Consider the following 18,453-nt stretch of genomic DNA (forward strand, 5'->3'; position numbering starts at 1 on the left):
CGCGAGTCATGATGCGGAACGCCGATGCCGGAAAGCTGCTGGGCCGTCTCGAGGCGCTCGTCTGTACGGGCGCGCCCGGCCTGTATCGCGTGCTGACGTTCTGGGTCATCCAGCGGATCTATTCGCTGGACGAACTGGGGCATGCGGCGTCCAACATGTCGATCGCACAGATGATCGGCTTCTTCACGGCCATCGGCTGGGCGACGCTGATCCTGGTGCGCGTGCCGGCCAGCGACGGGCGGCAGGCGGCGCGCGACGCGTTCTACTCGCTGGTGTCGATGGCGGGATGGACGGCGGTGGCCGCGACGCTCGTGTGCGTGCTGGTGTTCGCGACCGGTCTTGTCGCGTTCGATCTCGGCGGCGTGGTCGCGCTGATGTGGGGCTGGACCGTGTATCAGCTTGCGCGGCATTTCTTCGTGTCGACGCGTCGCTACCGGATCACGATCGCGTTCGACTGCCTGCTGATCGCCGGCTCGTGCGCGATGCTCGAGGTCGGCACGCGTCACGGCTATTCCGCGTCGCTGTGCCTGGCGCTCTCGCTGATCGTGGTGGCCGTCGCGATGTTCGTCGCGATCGGCGCGCCGGCGCGTGGCGCGTTCTCGGTGCGTGTCGACATGAAGGGGCTGCAGTTCGGGCTGACCAATTTCCTGTCCGGCGGTATCGCGCTGGTGACGGTGCCGGCGGCCAAGGCGATGTGCGGCGCGTCGTTCGCGGGGATGCTGTCGCTGTTCGCGTCGGTGACCGCGGTCGGCAACCTGCTGCCGCGCGCCATCTCGATCGCGCAATTGCCCGATCTCGTGAAGCGGAAGAAGGACAAGGCGTCGCTCGATACGACGCTCGGCGCGATGCGGCGGAACATCGATCTGTCGAATCTGGTCGTGCTGGGGGTGAATCTGGTGATGGTGGTGGGGTTGACTTATCGGGCGGGGTTGGAGGGGGGCGACAGGTACATGGCGCTCGCCGGCGGCATGTTGCTGGCGATTCAGTGTGCGGCCGGCGTGTTGGGTGTCGTCGGCAGCAACGTGATGATGGCGTTCGAGAAGAGTGCCGTCACCGCGCGGATCAACATCGGCACGTCGACGCTGTTCATCGCGTTGCTCGGCGGCAGCGTCGCGATCGGCGGCGAAGCCGGTTTCTTCTGCATGCTCGCGTCGGCCGTGGTTGTCACGCTGATCCGGAACGGGATCGTGGTCTTGCATGCGCGGCGGGTGTGTTCCGCGTATGCGGAATCGATCAGCGCAGTCGACGTTCCGGTCGCGTCGGGCGTGCGCCCATGAACGTCGCGATTCGAGTGCCGGCGATGGCGGGGCGTCGCTCGCGGGTCGCCGATCTGGGCGCCGGCCTGCTGGCGCTTGCGTATTTCGTCTTCTGCATCAGCGATACATTGCTTACGCTCGACGACGATCGCTCGCAGATCGTCAAGATGGGCGCGTTCGCGCTGGTGTTCGCGGCGATCCTGCTGCGTCCACGCTTTCACCGGCTGGCCGTCGTTGCGCTTCCGGTCGCGGTGTCGCTGTGCATCGGGATGCTGCTGTCGTTCAACACGGCGGCGGGCGTCGAGGAACTCGTCCGCTTCCTCTTTCCGGTCGCGATCACGGTGGCGATCTTCCCATACCGCGATCGGCTCGACGTGCTGGTCAAGACGTTCATCGGCGTGGTCGTCAGCAACGATCTTTTCCAGTTGTACTTCTACGCTTCGTACGCGACCGGGCTGCCGCTGTTCATGCCGGTCCGGATCGACTCCGGACTGTTCCTGCGCGCCCAGGGATGGATGGGATTCTTCTCGGAATTCAGCTTCATCAATCTCTGTGCATTCCTGCTGTGCCGCTGGTACTGGTCCGGCCGCCGCGCGGCGATGGCGTCGTGGGGCTTCCTGTTCTTCGGCTTGCTCGGCTTCTCGTTCAAGCTGTTCGCGGCGCTGGCGTTCTATCCGTTCGTGAGGAACGTCAGGGACGTGCGCGCCTGGCTGGCCGTGGCCGGCATCGCGGGCGCGATGCTCGTGCTGACGGCGATGGGTGCGCTCGATTCGCTATTGAAGGTCGGCATGGCGAAGATCCTGTTCTATGTCGTCGCGGGCAATTCGGCACGCGCGGAATCCTATCGCGTGATGTTCGAGTCGATCCGCAACGGCAATCTGCTCGGCGAGGGGCTGGGCAGCTTCGGCGGCCCGGCGTCGGTGAAATTCTCGTCGCCGCTCTACCAGCTTTATCACTTCGACTGGTACGGGCTCGGCGGGCTGCTGAAGACCACCGACACGTTCTATCCGCACCTGTTCGTCGAGATGGGCGTGTTCGGCGCGATCGCGTGGCTCGTGTTCGTGGTGGCTTACGGACAGGCGCGGCGCAAGCCGGCCGTCTGGTTCTACATCGTCGGCGCGTTCTGCTTCGACAACATCTTCTCGATGGCGTTTGTGTCGCCATCCTACGTATTTTCCGCATTGCTGGCCATGTACGCGTTCTCGTGGGGGCGGCCAGGCGCCGGCCGCGTGTCTCGCCATGGTGCGGTGGAGGTTCGCTCATGAAAATTCTCGTCGTCACGAACATGTATCTGGGCAGCAATCGCGCGAGCCCGTGGCAAGGCGTGTTCGTGACCGAGCAGGTCGAGGCGCTCCGGCGTTCGGGTGCCTGCACGGTCGACGTGCTCGTCATCGAAGGGTATCGCGACAAGGGCGAATATCTGCGATCGATCGGGCAGGTCTGGAAGGCGGTGCGCGCGGGACGATACGACATCGTGCATTACCACTTCGGCTTGAGCGCGTGCTCCGCGCCGCTGGTTCGCCTGCTTACGCGAGCGCGAGTCGTCATCACATTCCATGGCTCCGACATCCTCGGCCCGATGTGGATGCGAGCGGTGTCGAAAACGATGGCGTGCTTCGCTCATGCCTGCATTGGCGTAAGTGCGGAAATTTCATCGCGTTTGATCCGGCTGCGCCGGCGCTGCGAGACGATCCCGTGCGCGGTCAACGAGACGGTATTCGTCGAGCATCGCGACGATGCGCGTGCTGAATCCGCGTTGCCGATCGTCGTGTTTCCGTCTTCCCCGCAGCGCACGGAAAAGAATTATCCGCTGTTCGTGCAGGTGCTGCGGCAACTGTCGGACCAGCATGGCATCCGGGTACAGGAGCGGCATATCGACGGTCTCGATCGCAGCGAGGTGCGCGACCTGCTGGCGCGTGCCGCGTGTCTGCTGATGACTTCGACCCGTGAAGGATCGCCGCAATCGGTCAAGGAGGCGATGGCGGTCAATCTGCCGGTCGTATCGGTCGATGTCGGCAACGTGCGGCAACTGCTCAACGGCGTATCACCCGGCATGGTCGTGTTCGACCACGACGCGGGCCGGCTCACGAACGAGCTTGCGGATGTGCTGAAGGCCGGCACGCGATCCAACGGGCGCGAGCGGCTTGCGGCGCTCGGGTACTTCTCCGCCGATGTGTCCATGAAGTTGCAGACGCTGTATGCGGCGCTTTGCCGGCCGCCGCAATTTGCCCATGCGGTGCCGGATACCGAAAAACGCGATAACGAGGCCATGCAATGAACCGCGCAGAATTCTTTTCATGCCCGATCCATTTGATGTCGATGAACGAGACGGTCGACTGGATCGGTGCGAGAGTCGACAAGCGTGAATTCACGCAGCACGTGGTTGTCAACGCCGCGAAGGTCGTCCACCTGCAGCGCGATGCGGAGCTTGCGGCGTCGGTTCGCGCATGCGACATCGTCAACGTCGACGGCATGGGTGTGGTGTGGGGCGCGCGGCTGCTCGGTATTCCGGTGCCGGAGCGCGTCGCGGGCGTGGATCTGTTCGATCGGCTGCTGGCGCTGGCCGACGCGAAAGGGCTGCCGGTCTATCTGCTCGGCGCGACGCAGGAAGTCGTCGAACAGGTTGTCGCGGTGGCGGCGGCGCGCTATCCGCGACTGCCGATCGCGGGATATCACCACGGCTATTTCTGGAACGACGAACAGGCGGTCGTCGACGACATCCGTCGCTCGGGCGCGCGAATGCTGTTCGTCGCGATCACGTCGCCGCGCAAGGAGAATTTCATCAATCGCTGGAAAGCGCAGTTGGGCGTCGATTTCGTGATGGGCGTGGGCGGGACGTTCGACGTGGTGGCGGGAAAGGTGAAGCGGGCGCCGCTGTGGATGCAGCGCAGCGGCCTCGAATGGGCGTTCCGCGTGATCCAGGAGCCGGGGCGGATGTGGAAGCGCTATCTGTCGACCAACAGCCGGTTCGTGGCGATGCTCGCGGGCGCGTATGTGTGCCGCTTGTTTCGGCGCAAAGGAGAAGTCGATGCGCGGTAGCTTCGTTGTCGCCGCGTGCCTGCTCGCCGTATCGGTTTGCTACGCGGGCCCGTCGGGCGGCGCGCATGAGGAAACGCGCTTCTATCGGTCGGACTGGGGGCGCGGTATCGATCCGCGGCTTCGTCTGCAGGAACCGGCGCCGCAGAACATCACGACCGGCGAGTTGCCAGGGATTCGCGGCACGCTGCTGAAGGTATCGATGAACCGCTCGCAGGACTTCAGCGAGGTGGCGAGCGGGACGCCGCGTTCGGAGGTCAGCTTTTCCCCGGTGTTTCGCTTCGTGAACGGTCGCGACTACGAGGTGCGCTGGTCGACGGTGATCCCCGCCGACTACCGGTTCGATTCCAGACAGCCGGAACTCATCGCCCAGGTGCATCAGGGCAGTAACGACGGATCACCGCCGTTTGCGTTGCTGCTGAACAACGGAAAATATGAAGTCGATGTACGCGGTGAGCCGGCCACGCCGAGCCAGTCGTTCGCGTTTGGAGATCCGTCCGCGGACCGCGGGCACCCGGTACGGTGGGTGCTGCGGTATCGGCCCGACGATAGCGGTGTCGATGCGTTGACCGACGTCTTCCGGAACGGGGAACGCGTCGTGCATGTAACGGGCGTACCGAACGCGTTCCCGAATGACCATCAGGCCTACTTCAAGCTCGGCCTCTACAAATGGTGGTGGAAGACCCGACCGTCCGATGTGACCGAACGGACAATGTATTACGGCGACATCGAAATGAAGGTGTTGCGCGAGTCGGCCGAGTGAGCCGAGTGGCGCGGGGCGCATGTCGCGCATGCGCCCGCTCACCTCAACCCTCCCGAAAAATCCCGTTATACGCACTCAACGCCGGCACCCCGCCGAGATGCGCGTACAACACCTTCGACCCCGGCTCGAATTCCCCGAGCCGCACCTTGTCGATCATCCCGTGCATCGATTTCCCTTCATAAACGGGATCGGTCAGCATGCCTTCCAGCCGCGCGCACAGCCGAATCGCTTCCAGCGTGCCGTCGCTCGGCAGCCCATATTCGGGGCCACCGTAACGCGTGTCGAGCACCACATCCTGTTCGACGATATCGCGGCCGAGCCCGACCAGCTCGGCCGTATGCCGCGCGATGCGCGTGATCTGTTCGCGCGTCTGTTCCGGCTTCGCCGACGCATCGATGCCGATCACGCGGTCCGCGCGCCCGTCGGCCGCGAAGCCGACGACCATCCCCGCCTGCGTGCTGCCCGTCACCGAGCAGACGACGACGTAATCGAACCTGAACCCGAGCTCGGCCTCCTGCGCGCGCACTTCTTCCGCGAAGCCGACGAACCCGAGCCCGCCGAGCGGATGCTCGGAACAGCCGGCCGGAATCGGATACGGCTTGCCGCCCGCCTGTCGCACGCTCTCCATCGCCTCTTCCCAGCTGCGGCGAATGCCGATGTCGAAACCGTCGGATACGAGCCGCACGTCGGCGCCCATCATTCGCGACAACTGGATGTTGCCGACCCGGTCGTACACCGGATCTTCGTAGTTGACCCAGTGTTCCTGCACGAGCACGCACTTCATTCCGAGATGCGCGGCGACGGCGGCGACCTGGCGGGTCTGATTCGACTGCACGCCGCCGATCGACACGAGCGTGTCGGCACCCTGCGCGAGCGCATCGGGGATGAGATATTCGAGCTTGCGCATCTTGTTGCCGCCGAATGCGAGGCCGCTGTTGCAGTCCTCGCGCTTCGCATACAGCTCGACCTTGCCGCCGAGATGCGCGCTCAGGCGCTTGAGCGGCTGGATCGGCGTCGGGCCGAACGTCAGCGGATAACGGGGGAAGCGTTGCAGGTTCATCGGCGGGGCTCCGGAAGGGGGTGAACAGGGCGGGACATCGGATCGTTCGGGCGCAGCCGGCAGGCCGTGCTCCGATGAGAAAAATGATAGGCAGAAGCGCGAGAAATGAGCTTGCGAAATGAATTGCGGTGGCCTACGTTATCGACGATATAACCGGAAATTAAACAATCTATATTCGTAGAATTTGAGGTTGGCGCAATGAAATTAGATCGCGGCAGTGCGTGACGCCGCACCGGCGCTCGATCGCATCGACCACGCGATCCTGCGGCAACTGCAGCAGGACGCGTCGATCTCGAACGTGAGCCTCGCGGCGAAAGTGAAACTAAGTGCGCCGGCGTATCTGCGGCGCGTCGAGCGGCTGAAGGAAATGGGGCTGATTCGCGGCATCGTCGCGTTGCTCGACCCGAAGCCGCTCGGCGCCGGGATGCTGGTCGTGATCGGCTTCGTGCTCGATCGCTCGACGCCGGAAACGTTCGCTGCGTTCGAGAAGGCCGCGCAGAAGGTGTCGGGGTGCGTCGAATGCCATGTCGTGACCGGCGAGTTCGACTACTTCATGCTCGTGCGCACGTGCGACAACGACAGCTTCAATCGGCTGCACGCCGAACAACTGCTGTACCTGCCCGGCGTACGGCAGGTGCGTTCGTTCATGGTGCTCAAGGAGATCCTGTCGACGCATGCGCTGCCGCTGTAGCGCGGCATGACGGTCCGTTTCGCACCGGCGCTCAGGCGGAACGATTCGCGATTGCACCGTTCATACGTCAGTTCGCGTCCTTGACTATCATGCGCCCATGCGGGGCAGATGCGGCATGTCGAGACAACCCAACTGTGAGGGCATCATGGCAAGACAGACGATGGCGGAATACCTGGCGAAGACGCTGGCGGCAGCGGGCGTCGAGCGCATCTGGGGCGTGACGGGCGACAGCCTGAACGGCCTGTCGTTCAGCCTGAGCCAGATCGGCTCGATCCGCTGGATGCACACGCGGCACGAGGAAAGCGCGGCGTTCGCGGCCGGCGCCGATGCCGCGTCGACCGGGCGGCTCGCGGTGTGCGCGGGCAGTTGCGGCCCCGGCAACCTGCACTTGATCAACGGGCTGTACGACTGCCACCGCAATCACCAGCCGGTGCTCGCGATCGCCGCGCACATTCCGTCGACCGAGATCGGCCTCGGCTATTTCCAGGAAACCCATCCGCAGGAGCTGTTCCGCGAGTGCAGCCACTTCGCCGAGCTCGTGACGAACGCGTCGCAGTTCCCGCGTGTGCTGGCGCGCGCGATGCGCACCGCGATCGACGAGCGCGGCGTGGCGGTGATCGTGCTGCCGGGCGACATCGCGCTCGGCGACGGCCCGGAAGAGGCGCCGGCGTGGAGCGAATCGGCGCCGCCGTCGATCCTGCCGGCCGACGCCGATCTCGACCGGCTCGCGGCGCTGCTCAACGGGTCCGACGCGGTCACGCTGCTGTGCGGCAGCGGCACGCAGGGCGCGCACGACGAAGTGGTCGCGCTGGCCGACACGCTCGGTGCGCCGGTCGTGCATGCGCTGCGCGGCAAGCAGTTCGTCGAATGGGACAACCCGTTCGACGTCGGGATGACGGGGCTGATCGGTTTCAGCTCCGGCTATCACGCGATGGAGTCGTGCGACACGCTGCTGATGCTCGGCACGGATTTTCCGTACCGGCCGTTCTATCCGGCCAATGCGAAGATCGCGCAGATCGACTGGAAGGGCTCGCAGCTCGGCCATCGCGCGCCGCTCGCGCTCGGGCTCGTCGGCACCGTGAAGGAAACGATCGCGGCGCTGCTGCCGCGGCTCACGCGCAAGGCGCAGCGGCGCTTCCTCGAGAATGCGCTGAAGCACTACGCGGCCGCGCGCAAGGGGCTCGACGATCTCGCGGTGGCCGAGCCGCCGGGCCGCGCGATCCATCCGCAGTACCTGACGAAGATCGTCGACGAAGTCGCGGCGGAGGATGCGATCTTCACGGCCGACGTCGGCACGCCGACGCTATGGGCGGCGCGCTACCTGACGATGAACGGCAAGCGGCAACTGCACGGCTCGTTCAACCACGGGTCGATGGCGAACGCGATGCCGCAGGCACTCGGTGCGCAGGGCGCGCATCCGGGGCGGCAGGTCGTGTCGCTGTCCGGCGACGGCGGGCTGTCGATGCTGCTCGGCGATCTGCTGAGCGCGCGCCAGCTCAAGCTGCCGATCAAGATCGTCGTGTACAACAACAGCCTGCTCGGCTTCGTGTCGATGGAGCTGAAGGCGGCCGGCTATCTCGACACGAACGTCGACCTGAGCCCGACCGACTTCGCGGCGATCGCGAAGGGCGCGGGGATCTTCAGCGTGCGCGTCGAGCATTCGGAGAACGTCGAGCACGCGTTGCGCACGGCGTTCGCGCATGACGGGCCGGCGGTGGTCGACGTCGTGACGTCGAAGTACGAGCTCGCGATGCCGCCGAAGATCGAGCTCGCGCATGCGAAGGGTTTCAGCCTGTTCATGTTGCGCGCGATCCTCAGCGGGCGCGGCGACGAGATCGTCGAACTCGCGAGAACCAACCTGCGGTGACGGTGTGTCGCGCGTCGTGCAGCGAGCATGGCGCGCGGTTCACGGGCCGGGCTGTGCCGCCCGCTCGCGCACGGCTTCGACGAACAATCTCGACGCGGCGGGCGGATGGCGGTTCGCGGGCGAGAGACACAGCGCGTCAACGTCCCGACCCCATTTCGCCCGCCGGGGACCGGCAGTCGACGATCTCGCCGCGATCGAGACGGCGCTGCAGCGGATCCGGCTCGTCGGCGAGCGTTACCCCGCGGACTTGCAGCGGCGCGCCGATCGCCGATCGGGATCGGCGGTTGATCGGGTACGAATTGGTCAGGCAAATCAGGGTCAATCTTCACGTCACCTTAAGTTTGCGTTTCCTAGAATCGATTGATCGCCGCGTGTCCTGCGGCGGACCGATTCACCCAGGAGGATGCGCATGAATCTTGCCCGTGTCGCCGTAGCCTTGTCCCGCACAGTCATCGGCGCGTTGCCGCTGACCGCGCAAGCGCTGGAGGGCTGCCTATGACGTGGCCGAACGCATGGCGTGTCTCGGCACTGTTCGTGCGCGAGTGGGTCGGCCGGCCGGCCGCGGTGGGTGCGTTATGCCCGAGTTCGCGGCATCTGGCGCGCGAGATGGCCGACACGGTGCCGGACGGCGACGGGCTGGTCGTCGAGCTCGGCGGCGGCACCGGCGCGATCACCGCGGCGCTGCTCGAACGCGGCGTCGCGCCCCGACGCCTCGTGGTGGTCGAACGCTCGCCGGCGTTCGTGCAGCACCTGCGGCGACGCTTTCCCGGTATCTCGATCGTGTCGGGCGACGCGCGGCAGCTCGAGCGGCTGTTGCCGCCGGGCGCCACGGTCGACGCGATCGTGTCGTGCCTGCCGCTGCGCACGCTGCCGCGCCAGGACGTGACGGCGATCGTCGATCAATGTCAGCGCGTGCTGTCGGCCGACGGCGTGATGATTCAATTTACCTACGACCTGCGCCCGCCCGGCCGTCATCCGTTGGGCGATTCGGCATTCGTCGCGTGCGACAGCCGGATCGTCTGGGCCAATCTTCCGCCGGCGCGCATCGTGACCGTGCGCTGCGCCGCCGCCGCATACGCCGGCTGAGCCTGGCCGTGCGGGGCGCCCGGACGCGGTGCCCCGTCACATCCTTTCATCGGCCATACCAAACCTTCCAATTTCCATTCATCTTGCTGTCATATCCGGTTCCTACCATCGCCTTTCATTTCGAAAGCATCAACGGCGGGGAGAACCGACAACATGAATCGAATCAAAATGGCGGCGCTGTTGTGTGCCGGCGCCTTTGCGCTGGCCGGCTGCGGCAGCGACGACGGCCCGACCAGCACGGCACCCGGTCCGACGAAGCCGCTGGCGCGCAACGTGATCTTCTTCCTCGGCGACGGCATGGGGATGACGACGCTGACGGCCGCACGCATCTACGGTGTCGGTGAAGACGGCGCGCTCACGATCGACACGCTGCCGGAATCCGCGTTCGTGAAGACCTATTCGAACGATGCGCAGGTGACCGACAGCGCGCCGTCGATGTCGGCGTACATGACCGGCGTCAAGACCAACAACGAAGTGATCTCGATGTCGCCCGACACGAAGGCGATCGAGCCGAGCGCCGGCCTCACCGGCAACTGCGGCGCGAACAACGGCAAGTCGGTGTCGACGCTGCTCGAAATCGCGAAGGCGAAGGGGATGGCGACCGGCGTCGTGACGACCACGCGCGTCACGCACGCGACGCCCGCCGCGACCTATGCGCACGTGTGCCACCGCGATGCCGAGAACGATATCGCCGCGCAGCTCGTGCCGGGCGGCGTGGGCTATAACGGCGCGCTGGGCGACGGTGTCGACGTGGTGCTCGGCGGCGGCACGCAATTCTTCGTGCCGAAGGACGGCGGCGGCAAGCGCACCGACGGCCGCAACCTGGTCAACGAACTGAAGGCGAAAGGCTACGCGTTCGCGCAGAATCGCGACGACCTGCTGGCCGCCGATGCGACGAAGAGCGGGAAGCTGGTCGGCCTGTTCGCGTCGAGCCACATGAGCTACGACCTCGATCGCGGCGCGACCAAGGAGCCGAGCCTCGCCGACATGGCGACGCGCGCGCTCGACGTGCTGCAGAACAACCCGAACGGCTATTTCCTGATGGTCGAGGGCGGCCGGATCGATCACGCACTGCACGACACCAATGCGAAGCGCGCGCTGCAGGACACGATCGCGTTCGACAACGCGATCAAGGCGACGCTCGACAAGGTCCGCAAGACCGATCCCGACCTGACGAACACGCTGATCGTCGTCACGGCCGACCACGACCACACGCTGGTGCTGAACGGCTATGCGGCGCGCACCGGCAAAACCGAGGCGGGCAAGCCCGGCGTGCTGGGCGTGCTGCGCAGCTACCAGACGGGCGCGATCGCGAAGGACGCGGACGGCGCGCCGTACACGATCATCGGCTTCGGCAACGGCGAGAACCGCGTGCAGGGCAGCCGCGCGGGCACCGCGCTGACCGATGCGGTGACGGGCGCCGACGACTATCGCCAGGAGGCGGTCGTGCGAATGGACAAGGGCAACGAGACGCACGGCGGCACCGATGTATTCCTCGGTGCGATCGGTCGCGGCGCGGATGCGTTCCACGGCGTGATCGAGAACAACAAGGTCTTCGAGCTGGTGCGCAACGCGGTGCAGCTTTGAGCGCCGACAACACGGATACAGGGGAATACAGGATGTCGACCATCAAGTGCATCGCGGCGGCGCTGGCCGTCGCGGGTTTCGCATGCGGCGCGGCGCAGGCCGCCGGGCAGGCGAAGAACGTGATCTTCTTTCTCGGCGACGGCATGGGGCCGACGACCGTGACGGCGAGCCGGATCTACAAGGTCGGCGAGTCGGGGCAACTGACGATGGAGAAGCTGGCCCGCACCGCGCGCGTCAAGACCTTCTCGAACGACGCGCAGACGACCGACAGCGCGCCGTCGATGGCCGCGTACATGACCGGCGTGAAGATGAACAACGAAGTGCTGTCGATGTCGTCCGACACGCGCGCGGTCGCGCCGGGCAGCGACGTCAACGGCAACAAGACCGTCAACAAGTGCGCGCCGGGCAACGGCCAGCCGGTCGCGACGCTGCTGGAACTGGCGAAGGCGCGCGGCAAGGCGGTCGGCGCGATCACGACCACCGAGCTCACGCACGCGACGCCGGCCGCGACCTATTCGCACATCTGCCATCGCGATGCGCAGTACGACATCGCCGCGCAGGCCGCACCGGGCGGCGCCGGCTACAACGCTGCGCTTGGCGACGGCGTCGACGTGCTGATGGGCGGCGGCCGCAACCACTGGACGCCGTTCGATCCGGTGTCGAACAAGCGCGGCCGCGCGGACGGGCGCAACCTGCTCGACGAGATGAAGGCGAAGGGCTACACGGTCGTCGCGACCAGGGATCAGCTCGCGCAGGCCGGCAACGGCAAGCTGGTCGGTCTCTTCAGCTCGACGAGCCATCTCGAGTACGAACTCGATCGCGTCGCGGGCAAGGGCGAAGGGCCGACGCAGCCGAGCCTGGCCGACATGACGTCGAAGGCGATCGACGTGCTGTCGAAGAATTCGAACGGCTATTTCCTGATGGTCGAAGGCGGCCGGATCGATCACGCGCTGCACGGCACCAACGCGAAGCGCGCGCTGGAAGACACGGCGGCGTTCGACGAAGCGATCCGCGTCGCGCTGTCGAAGGTCGACCTGTCGAATACGCTGATCGTCGTGACGGCCGACCACGACCACACGATGACGATCAACGGCTATTCGAAGCGCGGCAACCCGATTCTCGACATCAGCCGCAACTATCGCGACGGCCAGCCGAGCAAGGATGCCGACGGCAATACCTACACGACGCTGGTGTTCGGCAACGGCGCGAACCGGCCGAACGTGCGCGCGTCGGTCGATTCGGCCACCGCGACGAACGAAGCGTATCTGCAGGAAGTCGGCGTGCGGATGGGCAGCGCCGGTTCGGAGACGCACGGCGGCGGCGACGTGATGCTGTTCGCCGACGGCGCGGATGCGAAGGCGTTCAAGGGCACGATCGATAACACGAAGGTGTTCGGCCTCGTGCGCTCGGCGTTCGGTTTCTGAGCCCGGTGATTTCAGGATGAACGGGAACGCCCGATGAAACGTCCGCTTCTCTGTGTGCTCGCCTGCGGGTGGGTGACGCTGCCCGCGGTGGCCGCCGCCGATCTCGACGCCGTGCTGCAGCACGAAAGCCGCACGGTCACGGCCGACGGCGTGACGCGCACGACGCTGTATCGCGAACGGATGGTGCGGCGCGACGGCCACGTGTGGGTCGAGCGCGTGCTGCCCGCGGCGGCGGCCGGCGAGCATGACGACGATCACGGCCATGACCACGACGCGGGCCGGCGCACCGGCGTGCAGCCGGCTGCCGCGCACGCCGGCCACAAGCACTTCAACTTCCAGGCCGCCGCGCGGCACGTCACGTACGACGGCAAGTCGGCGCGCATCGAGTACGTGGACGCGGCGAACCGGACGGTCGTCAGTGTGCCGCCGGCCGAGTACGAAACCACGGGTTTCGACGGGTCGTGGGACAACGCGTACTACGTGACGCCGCCGTCGCAGTTGAAGCGGCTCGCGGTCGCGAAGCGCGGCGACGCGCCCGGCACCGTCTGGTACGAGCAGGCCGTGGACACGCCGGGCGCGCGCGGCGTGAACCGGATCCTGTGGAGCGAGCGGCTTCAGGCGCCGCTGTTGGTCGAATACCGCAGCGCGGACGGACGCGTCACGCGCAAGCTGACGTTGGCGCCGACGCCGGCCAAGCGGCGGGACACGTTGCCGTGGCAGACGCTCGCCGGCTATTCGCGCAAGGAATACGCGGACTATCTGGATTGATCGAAGCGTCGTAAGGGGATTGCGGTCAGGCCGGCCGATACCGTGGTGGCGATATGGCCGAGCCCTGGCCGAGTGCTGCTTCGATCGCCGCCGCACGCGGGAAGCTAGACGCGCGCGCTGTCCGTCACCTGCGCCGCAGGCCGCGACGCAACCCGCTTGATGAAGCGGTCGAGCGGCGTCGCATAGCCGCGCGCAATGACCGTGCTCACGCCGGCAGACAGCGCCAGGTACGCGACGAGCAGCGCCAGCTTGCCGTCGCCATGCGTGGCAGACGGCGGCCAGAACGTGCGCAGCGTGCCGAGCGCGATCAGGTGGAACAGATACAGCTCGTAGCTGAGCCGGCCGCTCCAGCGCAGCGGCGCGAGCACGCGGCCGTTCGCCTGGCCGCCTTCCGCCTGCGCGCCGATCAGCAGCACGGCCGTGCCGAGCGCCATCGCGGAGACGCCGAACACATGGCTTTCCGCGATCGGCCACGCGAGATAGAGCACCGTCATTGCCGTCGCCGCGAGCCATTGCACGGGCGCGGCCGCGAGTACCTGCCAGCGCGCACGTTCGGCGACCAGCGCGGCGCAGCAGCCGATCGCGATGCCGTCGAAGCATGCGAAGTACGCGTACAGGAAGCCGCCTTCGTCGCCTGGATGCGTGTAGCGGTACACGGGACCGATCGCGGCAATCAGCAGCCAGAACGCGAACAGCCGCGTGTCGCGGCGCAGCGCGATGCAGAGCAGCGGGAACGATAGATAGAACACCTCTTCGACCGATAGCGACCACAGCACGCCGAGCGCGTAGTTGACCCATCCGTACGCACCGATCAACACGTTCATCCAGAACGTGAGCGACGCCAGATTCACGAGCCAGTACGACACGGCGATGCCCTGCGGCGCATGGTTCGTGAAGATCGGCACGCCGGCCGCGGCCAGCCCGTTGACGAGCGCGAGCAGCAGAAGCAGGCACGGGACGATCCGCGCAATGCGCGACACGTAGAACGCGCGCACGTCGAGTGCACCGAGGCTGCCCCAGCGGCGGCGCGCGTTCGACGTGATCAGGTAGCCCGAGATCGCGAAGAACATCGTCACGCCGTAGTTGCCGTTGCGCACGATCGCATGGATCGTGTCCCAGCCGAGCACGCGCGCGAGCGCGGTGTCGCGCAGCGGATACGCGATGTTGAAGTGATGCAGCAGGACGAGCAGGATCGATACGCCGCGCAGCAGGTCGATCCGTGCGTTGCGCGGGCCGGCGCTCATTGCGGCCGGGCCGGTTCGGCGAGCGCCGGCAGCGCCGCGAGGAACGTGTCGCGCGAGCGCAGGCCGGCATTCGGCGTCTGCCGCTCGTCGTCCTGGATCAGGTTCGCGAACACCAGCGTGCGCGGCCCCTTCGTCGCCCAGCCGACAAACCAGCCGTACGCGTGCGCAGCGTCGTATTTGACGCCGGGCGAACCGGTACCGGTCTTGCCGTGCACCGTCCAGCCGCCCGGTTGCGCGTCGATCAGCGTGATGCGCTCGGTCATGTCGTATGCGTGCGCGCTGACGGGCAGCGTCCGGTGCGCGATCTTGTGCATGAACGCGATCTGTTCGAGCGGCGAGATCCGTAACGACGAGTTGACCCACGCGCCCATCACGCCGCTCAGTTCTCCCGCCTTGCTGGTGACGTCGGCGTTGCCGTAGCCGAACGCGCTCGTGTACTGCTGGAAGCGTGCCTGCCCGAGCGCCTGCGCGATCTGCTCCGAGTACCAGAAGATCGACAGCTTCATCCAGCGCGCCGGGTCGGTCGGCTCGCGCCACGGCGCGCCGCCCCAGTCGGGGTAGCCGGCGTGGAAGTCGAGCGTGGGCGTGTGCTCGTCCTTCAGCACGCCGGCGTCGAAGCCCATCAGGCCGATTGCGACCTTGAACGTCGATGCCGGCGTCACGCGGGTCGTGCAGTCGCCCTGCTGCACGAGCACCTTGCCGGTGGCGGCGTCGGCGACGACGGTGCAGACGGGATGGGCGTGAGAGGATGCGGCGGCCAGGAGGCCGGCGAAGGCGAACAGCGCGTGGCGCCAGTGCTTCAAGTGCAGCTCCTTGGAAAGCGTGCGGAAGGTGTGCGGGGTGGACGGGAAGCGGGAGGCCCGTGCGCAATCGAAGTGACGGCCGGCATCGGTGATGAGGTCGATCGCGGCCGTCGGGACGGCTCACAGTGTATCGGCGGATCGCCGGTTGTCGACCTGTCATGGTTGACGGGGCACGCGTGCGGCCTTCGCCGTTGCGGCGGCCCATGTCGGTAGCGCACGTTGCCGAGCCAATGGTTGCAGGGACAGGCAGTGAGGTGGCGGTAGGGGGCTGCCCGTGGTTGCGACGCGTTACAGGTCTGGATCCAACCCGAAGTGCAGGAGCGTTTCCCGGCGACAACGCGCTTCGGCGTCGGCTATCGAGATGACGCTCAGCGTGCTCTTCGATCGGTCGATCGGCCCCACGTCGAAGACTTTTCGTTGCGATGGTGCAGGCGAGCGGAGGACCGGCAGTGTATCGGGCGCGACGGTAGCCGTATTTGAAGCACGCGTGTGTCCGTCACGACGTTCGTGCGTGATGAGCGCGTCAATGAGCCGCTTGAACTGCGAGAAGCGAATGGGAAGATTGGCGTTCGGCGCACGACCGCGGCCAGCCGTGGGCCTCGTGATCCGGAATCCGGCAATTGGACGGTGTTTCTGAGTCATCCGTATATCCCTTTTTCGATCAAGTATCGTTGCAGTGCTAGTACTGACGCGCGTTGAGGCGCAACGTCGAACGTCATCACGCGATGCGATCCGGCTACCCGCCAGAAGTCTCGTCCGGATCGAGTCGCGTAAAGCGCACGCAGGGACCGAAGCGATCCGTCGGCCAACCCGACCGGATAGCCCTGAAAGTACTGAAACAGTGCGGCCTCGTCGCCATGCGGGCCGGGAATGGGCGCATCGAAACCAAACCGCGGCCATGCGTAGTATCCGCAGAGCCGAGGCCCGCCGGGTTCGGGGGGCGCTTTGCGGCCGCCTATTGCGAATGCGCTGATCCGTGCGATCTTCAACCTATCACACGCCCTGACGATCCGCCACAGCATCGCCGCACCGAGCCCGACGACAGCGTTATCGGTGAGATCGACGGTCCCGAGTTCGAGTATGGACGCGTCGTGGGTTTGAAGCACGGATACGCGGTTCTCCGATCGGATCAGTCCCGGATGCGTCACGGAGAATGTCAGTCGATTCGTACTATCGAGATACACCTGGATGTCCGACCCGGCAGGCGCGCCACACAGCGAAACGAGCAGTTCGTCGGGCACGTCGCTGTCCACGCCGAGGCACGCGGCGATATCCAGATCGTTTCGATCGACCGTGAGCCGATCGTCGAAGTACGTCATCTCGTATGGCAGGACGTGACTGAGATCGACACGCTGGACGGTCATGGCTGCGGGCGACGAGTGGAAAGCGCCCAGCATATCGCCGCGAACCCGGCGGGCCAAGTCCGCCAAACGGCTGATCGGGCGTCGAAGTGATGGCCCGTCCTGCCCGCCTTACGCCCAGTCGAACATCAGCAGTGCCACGCGGCTGACCGGTTCGTAAAACAGCTGCCGGCCGCCGATCTCGAACTGCATCGCTCGCCCGGCATCTGCGATCCGCTGACCGACGATCTCGTCTCGCTGATCGAATCGATGGTCGACGAGCGGCGGCGTGCGTCCCTCGAGGCGTTCGCGTAACGCGGCGCCCGCAACGCAGGCGAAGCCGCAAGCTGGCGCGCGGGGCGCGATCCCGGCGCGTATGCCGTTTTTTGCACGGCCGCCCCGTTTTTTTGCACGGCGTTGATACGGTCTCTTCTAAGCTGGGGACGTGTCGAACAGCCGAGACGGCTTCCGTCCGCGCCATGACCTTCATTCATCCCTTTCCCGCATTCGATGTCGCCGGCCGCCGGCTGTGCACCGACGCACCCGGCAACGTCGTGCCGTTCCCGCCGTCGCGCCCGCGCCTGCAACTGCCCGTTACGCTGACGGCCGGCTCCGCCGACGCAGCGCACGCCCGGCTTGCCGCGTTGCTGCATTCCCCGCTCGGTGTGTATGTCGTCAGCGCGCGCGCCGTGCGCAACGTGATCCACGTGCATTTCGACATCGCGCCTGAAGACCTGGATTTCACGCTGCACACGCTGATCGCGCAGCAAGTCGACGCGGTGATCGGGCCAATTGCGCGCCGGTTGCGCGTTCCGCCTGCCGCCCGCTGAGCCGGGAACGGCGATTGCTCCGCTAATCCGCCGCCGCTTCGCTGCCCGCCGTGCTGTCCGCCGGCCGGCGAAGGTGGCCGTTTGCGCGCTGCGTCGAACGCGGCGCTACCCCCAGAACAGGGAGGGCCCATGTACCTTACGGAAGAAGTGCGTATTGCGCGCCCGGCTGCCCGTCGCGCGCATGCCGCGGCGTTGCCGTCGGGCAGGCAGCTTGCCCGGCAGTTGACGGTGACGGTTCGCGCGGCGGACGTACTGCTGCGCCAAGCGATTCGCGTACCCGATCGCCATCAGTGGTCGGTCGACGCCGAGCGCGTCGATGCGGCTGGCGGGCCGCTCGCCGCGTGGGATTCCCACGTGGCGTTCCGCATCGTCAAAGTATTCGCGCCGGCGATCGATGCGGACGCGTGCGCGGCCGACCCCGATCAAGTGGCGGTCGAAATCAGATTGTTTCTTCCCGAACAGGCTTACGTCGCCGAGCGGCGCATCGGCATCTTCGGCCGGCGGCACGGCCAGCGGTTCAGCGCGACGCTGTCGGTCAAGGCCGGTTCGCAGTGGGGCGGCCGGCGCAGCGAGCATGTTCCGCCGGCGGGGCGGCACGTGCACGGCGACACGCTCGAAGCGCTCATCGATACGGTGGCCGGCATCGTCAATGCGGCGTTGGGCGCGGCCGGGCATGGCCCGACCGGCCATGGGTGACG

At 66.4% G+C, this 18,453-nt stretch carries 19 protein-coding genes; 13 read left to right on the forward strand and 6 right to left on the reverse strand.

Going from position 1 to position 18,453, the window contains the following annotated elements; translation table 11 throughout:
- Positions 1–8 precede the first annotated feature (8 nt).
- The 5 genes from HWX03_RS34660 (at position 9) to HWX03_RS34680 (ending at position 5,055) form a co-directional block, all read left to right on the forward strand.
- On the forward strand, positions 9–1,277 hold the full coding sequence (locus tag HWX03_RS34660) for a hypothetical protein (RefSeq protein ID WP_175874390.1): 1,269 nt from the start codon (positions 9–11) through the stop codon (positions 1,275–1,277).
- A complete protein-coding gene (locus HWX03_RS34665; protein WP_175874391.1) occupies positions 1,274–2,521 on the forward strand; it encodes a hypothetical protein in 1,248 nt (415 codons plus the stop codon). Before HWX03_RS34660 ends, HWX03_RS34665 begins: the two co-directional genes overlap by 4 nt.
- Positions 2,522–2,586: 65 nt before the next feature.
- A complete protein-coding gene (locus tag HWX03_RS34670) occupies positions 2,587–3,534 on the forward strand; it encodes a glycosyltransferase family 4 protein (RefSeq protein WP_175874392.1) in 948 nt (315 codons plus the stop codon).
- Complete coding sequence (locus HWX03_RS34675) at positions 3,531–4,295, forward strand: WecB/TagA/CpsF family glycosyltransferase (protein WP_175874393.1); 765 nt, start codon at positions 3,531–3,533, stop codon at positions 4,293–4,295. Before HWX03_RS34670 ends, HWX03_RS34675 begins: the two co-directional genes overlap by 4 nt.
- A complete protein-coding gene (locus HWX03_RS34680) occupies positions 4,285–5,055 on the forward strand; it encodes a heparin lyase I family protein (protein ID WP_175874394.1) in 771 nt (256 codons plus the stop codon). Before HWX03_RS34675 ends, HWX03_RS34680 begins: the two co-directional genes overlap by 11 nt.
- A 43-nt stretch (positions 5,056–5,098) precedes the next feature.
- Here the strand turns inward: HWX03_RS34680 and HWX03_RS34685 are convergent, their stop codons facing one another.
- Positions 5,099–6,115 carry a 1-aminocyclopropane-1-carboxylate deaminase gene (locus HWX03_RS34685; RefSeq protein WP_175874395.1) on the reverse strand — a complete coding sequence of 339 codons (1,017 nt, stop codon included), beginning with the start codon at positions 6,113–6,115 and terminating at the stop codon, positions 5,099–5,101.
- A 217-nt stretch (positions 6,116–6,332) separates the two neighbouring features.
- Here HWX03_RS34685 and HWX03_RS34690 point away from each other — a divergent pair, with 217 nt between their 5' ends.
- A complete protein-coding gene (locus HWX03_RS34690; protein ID WP_244132854.1) occupies positions 6,333–6,806 on the forward strand; it encodes an Lrp/AsnC ligand binding domain-containing protein in 474 nt (157 codons plus the stop codon).
- 145 nt (positions 6,807–6,951) lie between these two features.
- Entirely contained in the window at positions 6,952–8,673 is a 1,722-nt protein-coding gene (poxB, locus tag HWX03_RS34695) for a ubiquinone-dependent pyruvate dehydrogenase (protein ID WP_175874396.1), read from the forward strand.
- A gap of 136 nt (positions 8,674–8,809) precedes the next feature.
- On the opposite strand, the gene HWX03_RS34700 is transcribed toward poxB, so the two are convergent.
- A complete protein-coding gene (locus tag HWX03_RS34700; RefSeq protein WP_175874397.1) occupies positions 8,810–8,995 on the reverse strand; it encodes a hypothetical protein in 186 nt (61 codons plus the stop codon).
- 173 nt (positions 8,996–9,168) lie between these two features.
- Here HWX03_RS34700 and HWX03_RS34705 point away from each other — a divergent pair, with 173 nt between their 5' ends.
- The 4 genes from HWX03_RS34705 (at position 9,169) to HWX03_RS34720 (ending at position 13,538) form a co-directional block, all read left to right on the forward strand.
- The gene (locus HWX03_RS34705; protein ID WP_175874398.1) at positions 9,169–9,759 is read left to right on the forward strand and encodes a methyltransferase domain-containing protein; all 591 of its coding nucleotides are present in this window, start codon (positions 9,169–9,171) and stop codon (positions 9,757–9,759) included.
- A 153-nt stretch (positions 9,760–9,912) separates the two neighbouring features.
- Positions 9,913–11,346, forward strand: coding sequence for an alkaline phosphatase (locus HWX03_RS34710; RefSeq protein WP_175874399.1), 1,434 nt, complete (start codon positions 9,913–9,915; stop codon positions 11,344–11,346).
- A gap of 32 nt (positions 11,347–11,378) precedes the next feature.
- Positions 11,379–12,770 carry an alkaline phosphatase gene (locus tag HWX03_RS34715; RefSeq protein WP_175818761.1) on the forward strand — a complete coding sequence of 464 codons (1,392 nt, stop codon included), beginning with the start codon at positions 11,379–11,381 and terminating at the stop codon, positions 12,768–12,770.
- Between the two features lie 33 nt (positions 12,771–12,803).
- Positions 12,804–13,538: a hypothetical protein gene (locus tag HWX03_RS34720; protein ID WP_175874400.1), complete on the forward strand. Its 735-nt coding sequence runs from the start codon at positions 12,804–12,806 to the stop codon at positions 13,536–13,538.
- 104 nt (positions 13,539–13,642) lie between these two features.
- Here HWX03_RS34720 and HWX03_RS34725 read toward each other — a convergent pair whose 3' ends face one another.
- The 4 genes from HWX03_RS34725 to HWX03_RS34740 form a co-directional block, all read right to left on the reverse strand.
- Positions 13,643–14,782, reverse strand: a complete 1,140-nt coding sequence (locus HWX03_RS34725) for an acyltransferase (protein ID WP_175874401.1) — start codon at positions 14,780–14,782, stop codon at positions 13,643–13,645.
- Complete coding sequence (blaOXA, locus tag HWX03_RS34730) at positions 14,779–15,585, reverse strand: OXA-1043 family class D beta-lactamase (protein WP_175874402.1); 807 nt, start codon at positions 15,583–15,585, stop codon at positions 14,779–14,781. Before blaOXA ends, HWX03_RS34725 begins: the two co-directional genes overlap by 4 nt.
- Positions 15,586–15,873: 288 nt before the next feature.
- Entirely contained in the window at positions 15,874–16,227 is a 354-nt protein-coding gene (locus HWX03_RS34735) for a hypothetical protein (protein ID WP_175874403.1), read from the reverse strand.
- Positions 16,224–17,015: a hypothetical protein gene (locus tag HWX03_RS34740; protein WP_244132855.1), complete on the reverse strand. Its 792-nt coding sequence runs from the start codon at positions 17,013–17,015 to the stop codon at positions 16,224–16,226. Before HWX03_RS34740 ends, HWX03_RS34735 begins: the two co-directional genes overlap by 4 nt.
- 389 nt (positions 17,016–17,404) lie before the next feature.
- On the opposite strand from HWX03_RS34740, the gene HWX03_RS34745 reads away from it, so the two are divergent.
- Together HWX03_RS34745 and HWX03_RS34750 are read left to right on the forward strand one after the other, a co-directional pair.
- Complete coding sequence (locus tag HWX03_RS34745; protein WP_175874404.1) at positions 17,405–17,755, forward strand: hypothetical protein; 351 nt, start codon at positions 17,405–17,407, stop codon at positions 17,753–17,755.
- 129 nt (positions 17,756–17,884) lie between these two features.
- Complete coding sequence (locus tag HWX03_RS34750) at positions 17,885–18,451, forward strand: hypothetical protein (protein ID WP_175874405.1); 567 nt, start codon at positions 17,885–17,887, stop codon at positions 18,449–18,451.
- The last annotated feature ends 2 nt before the right edge of the window (positions 18,452–18,453 follow it).

Source organism: Burkholderia sp. BCC0397, from assembly GCF_902832865.1.
In the GTDB taxonomy this organism is placed as follows: Bacteria; Pseudomonadota; Gammaproteobacteria; order Burkholderiales; family Burkholderiaceae; genus Burkholderia.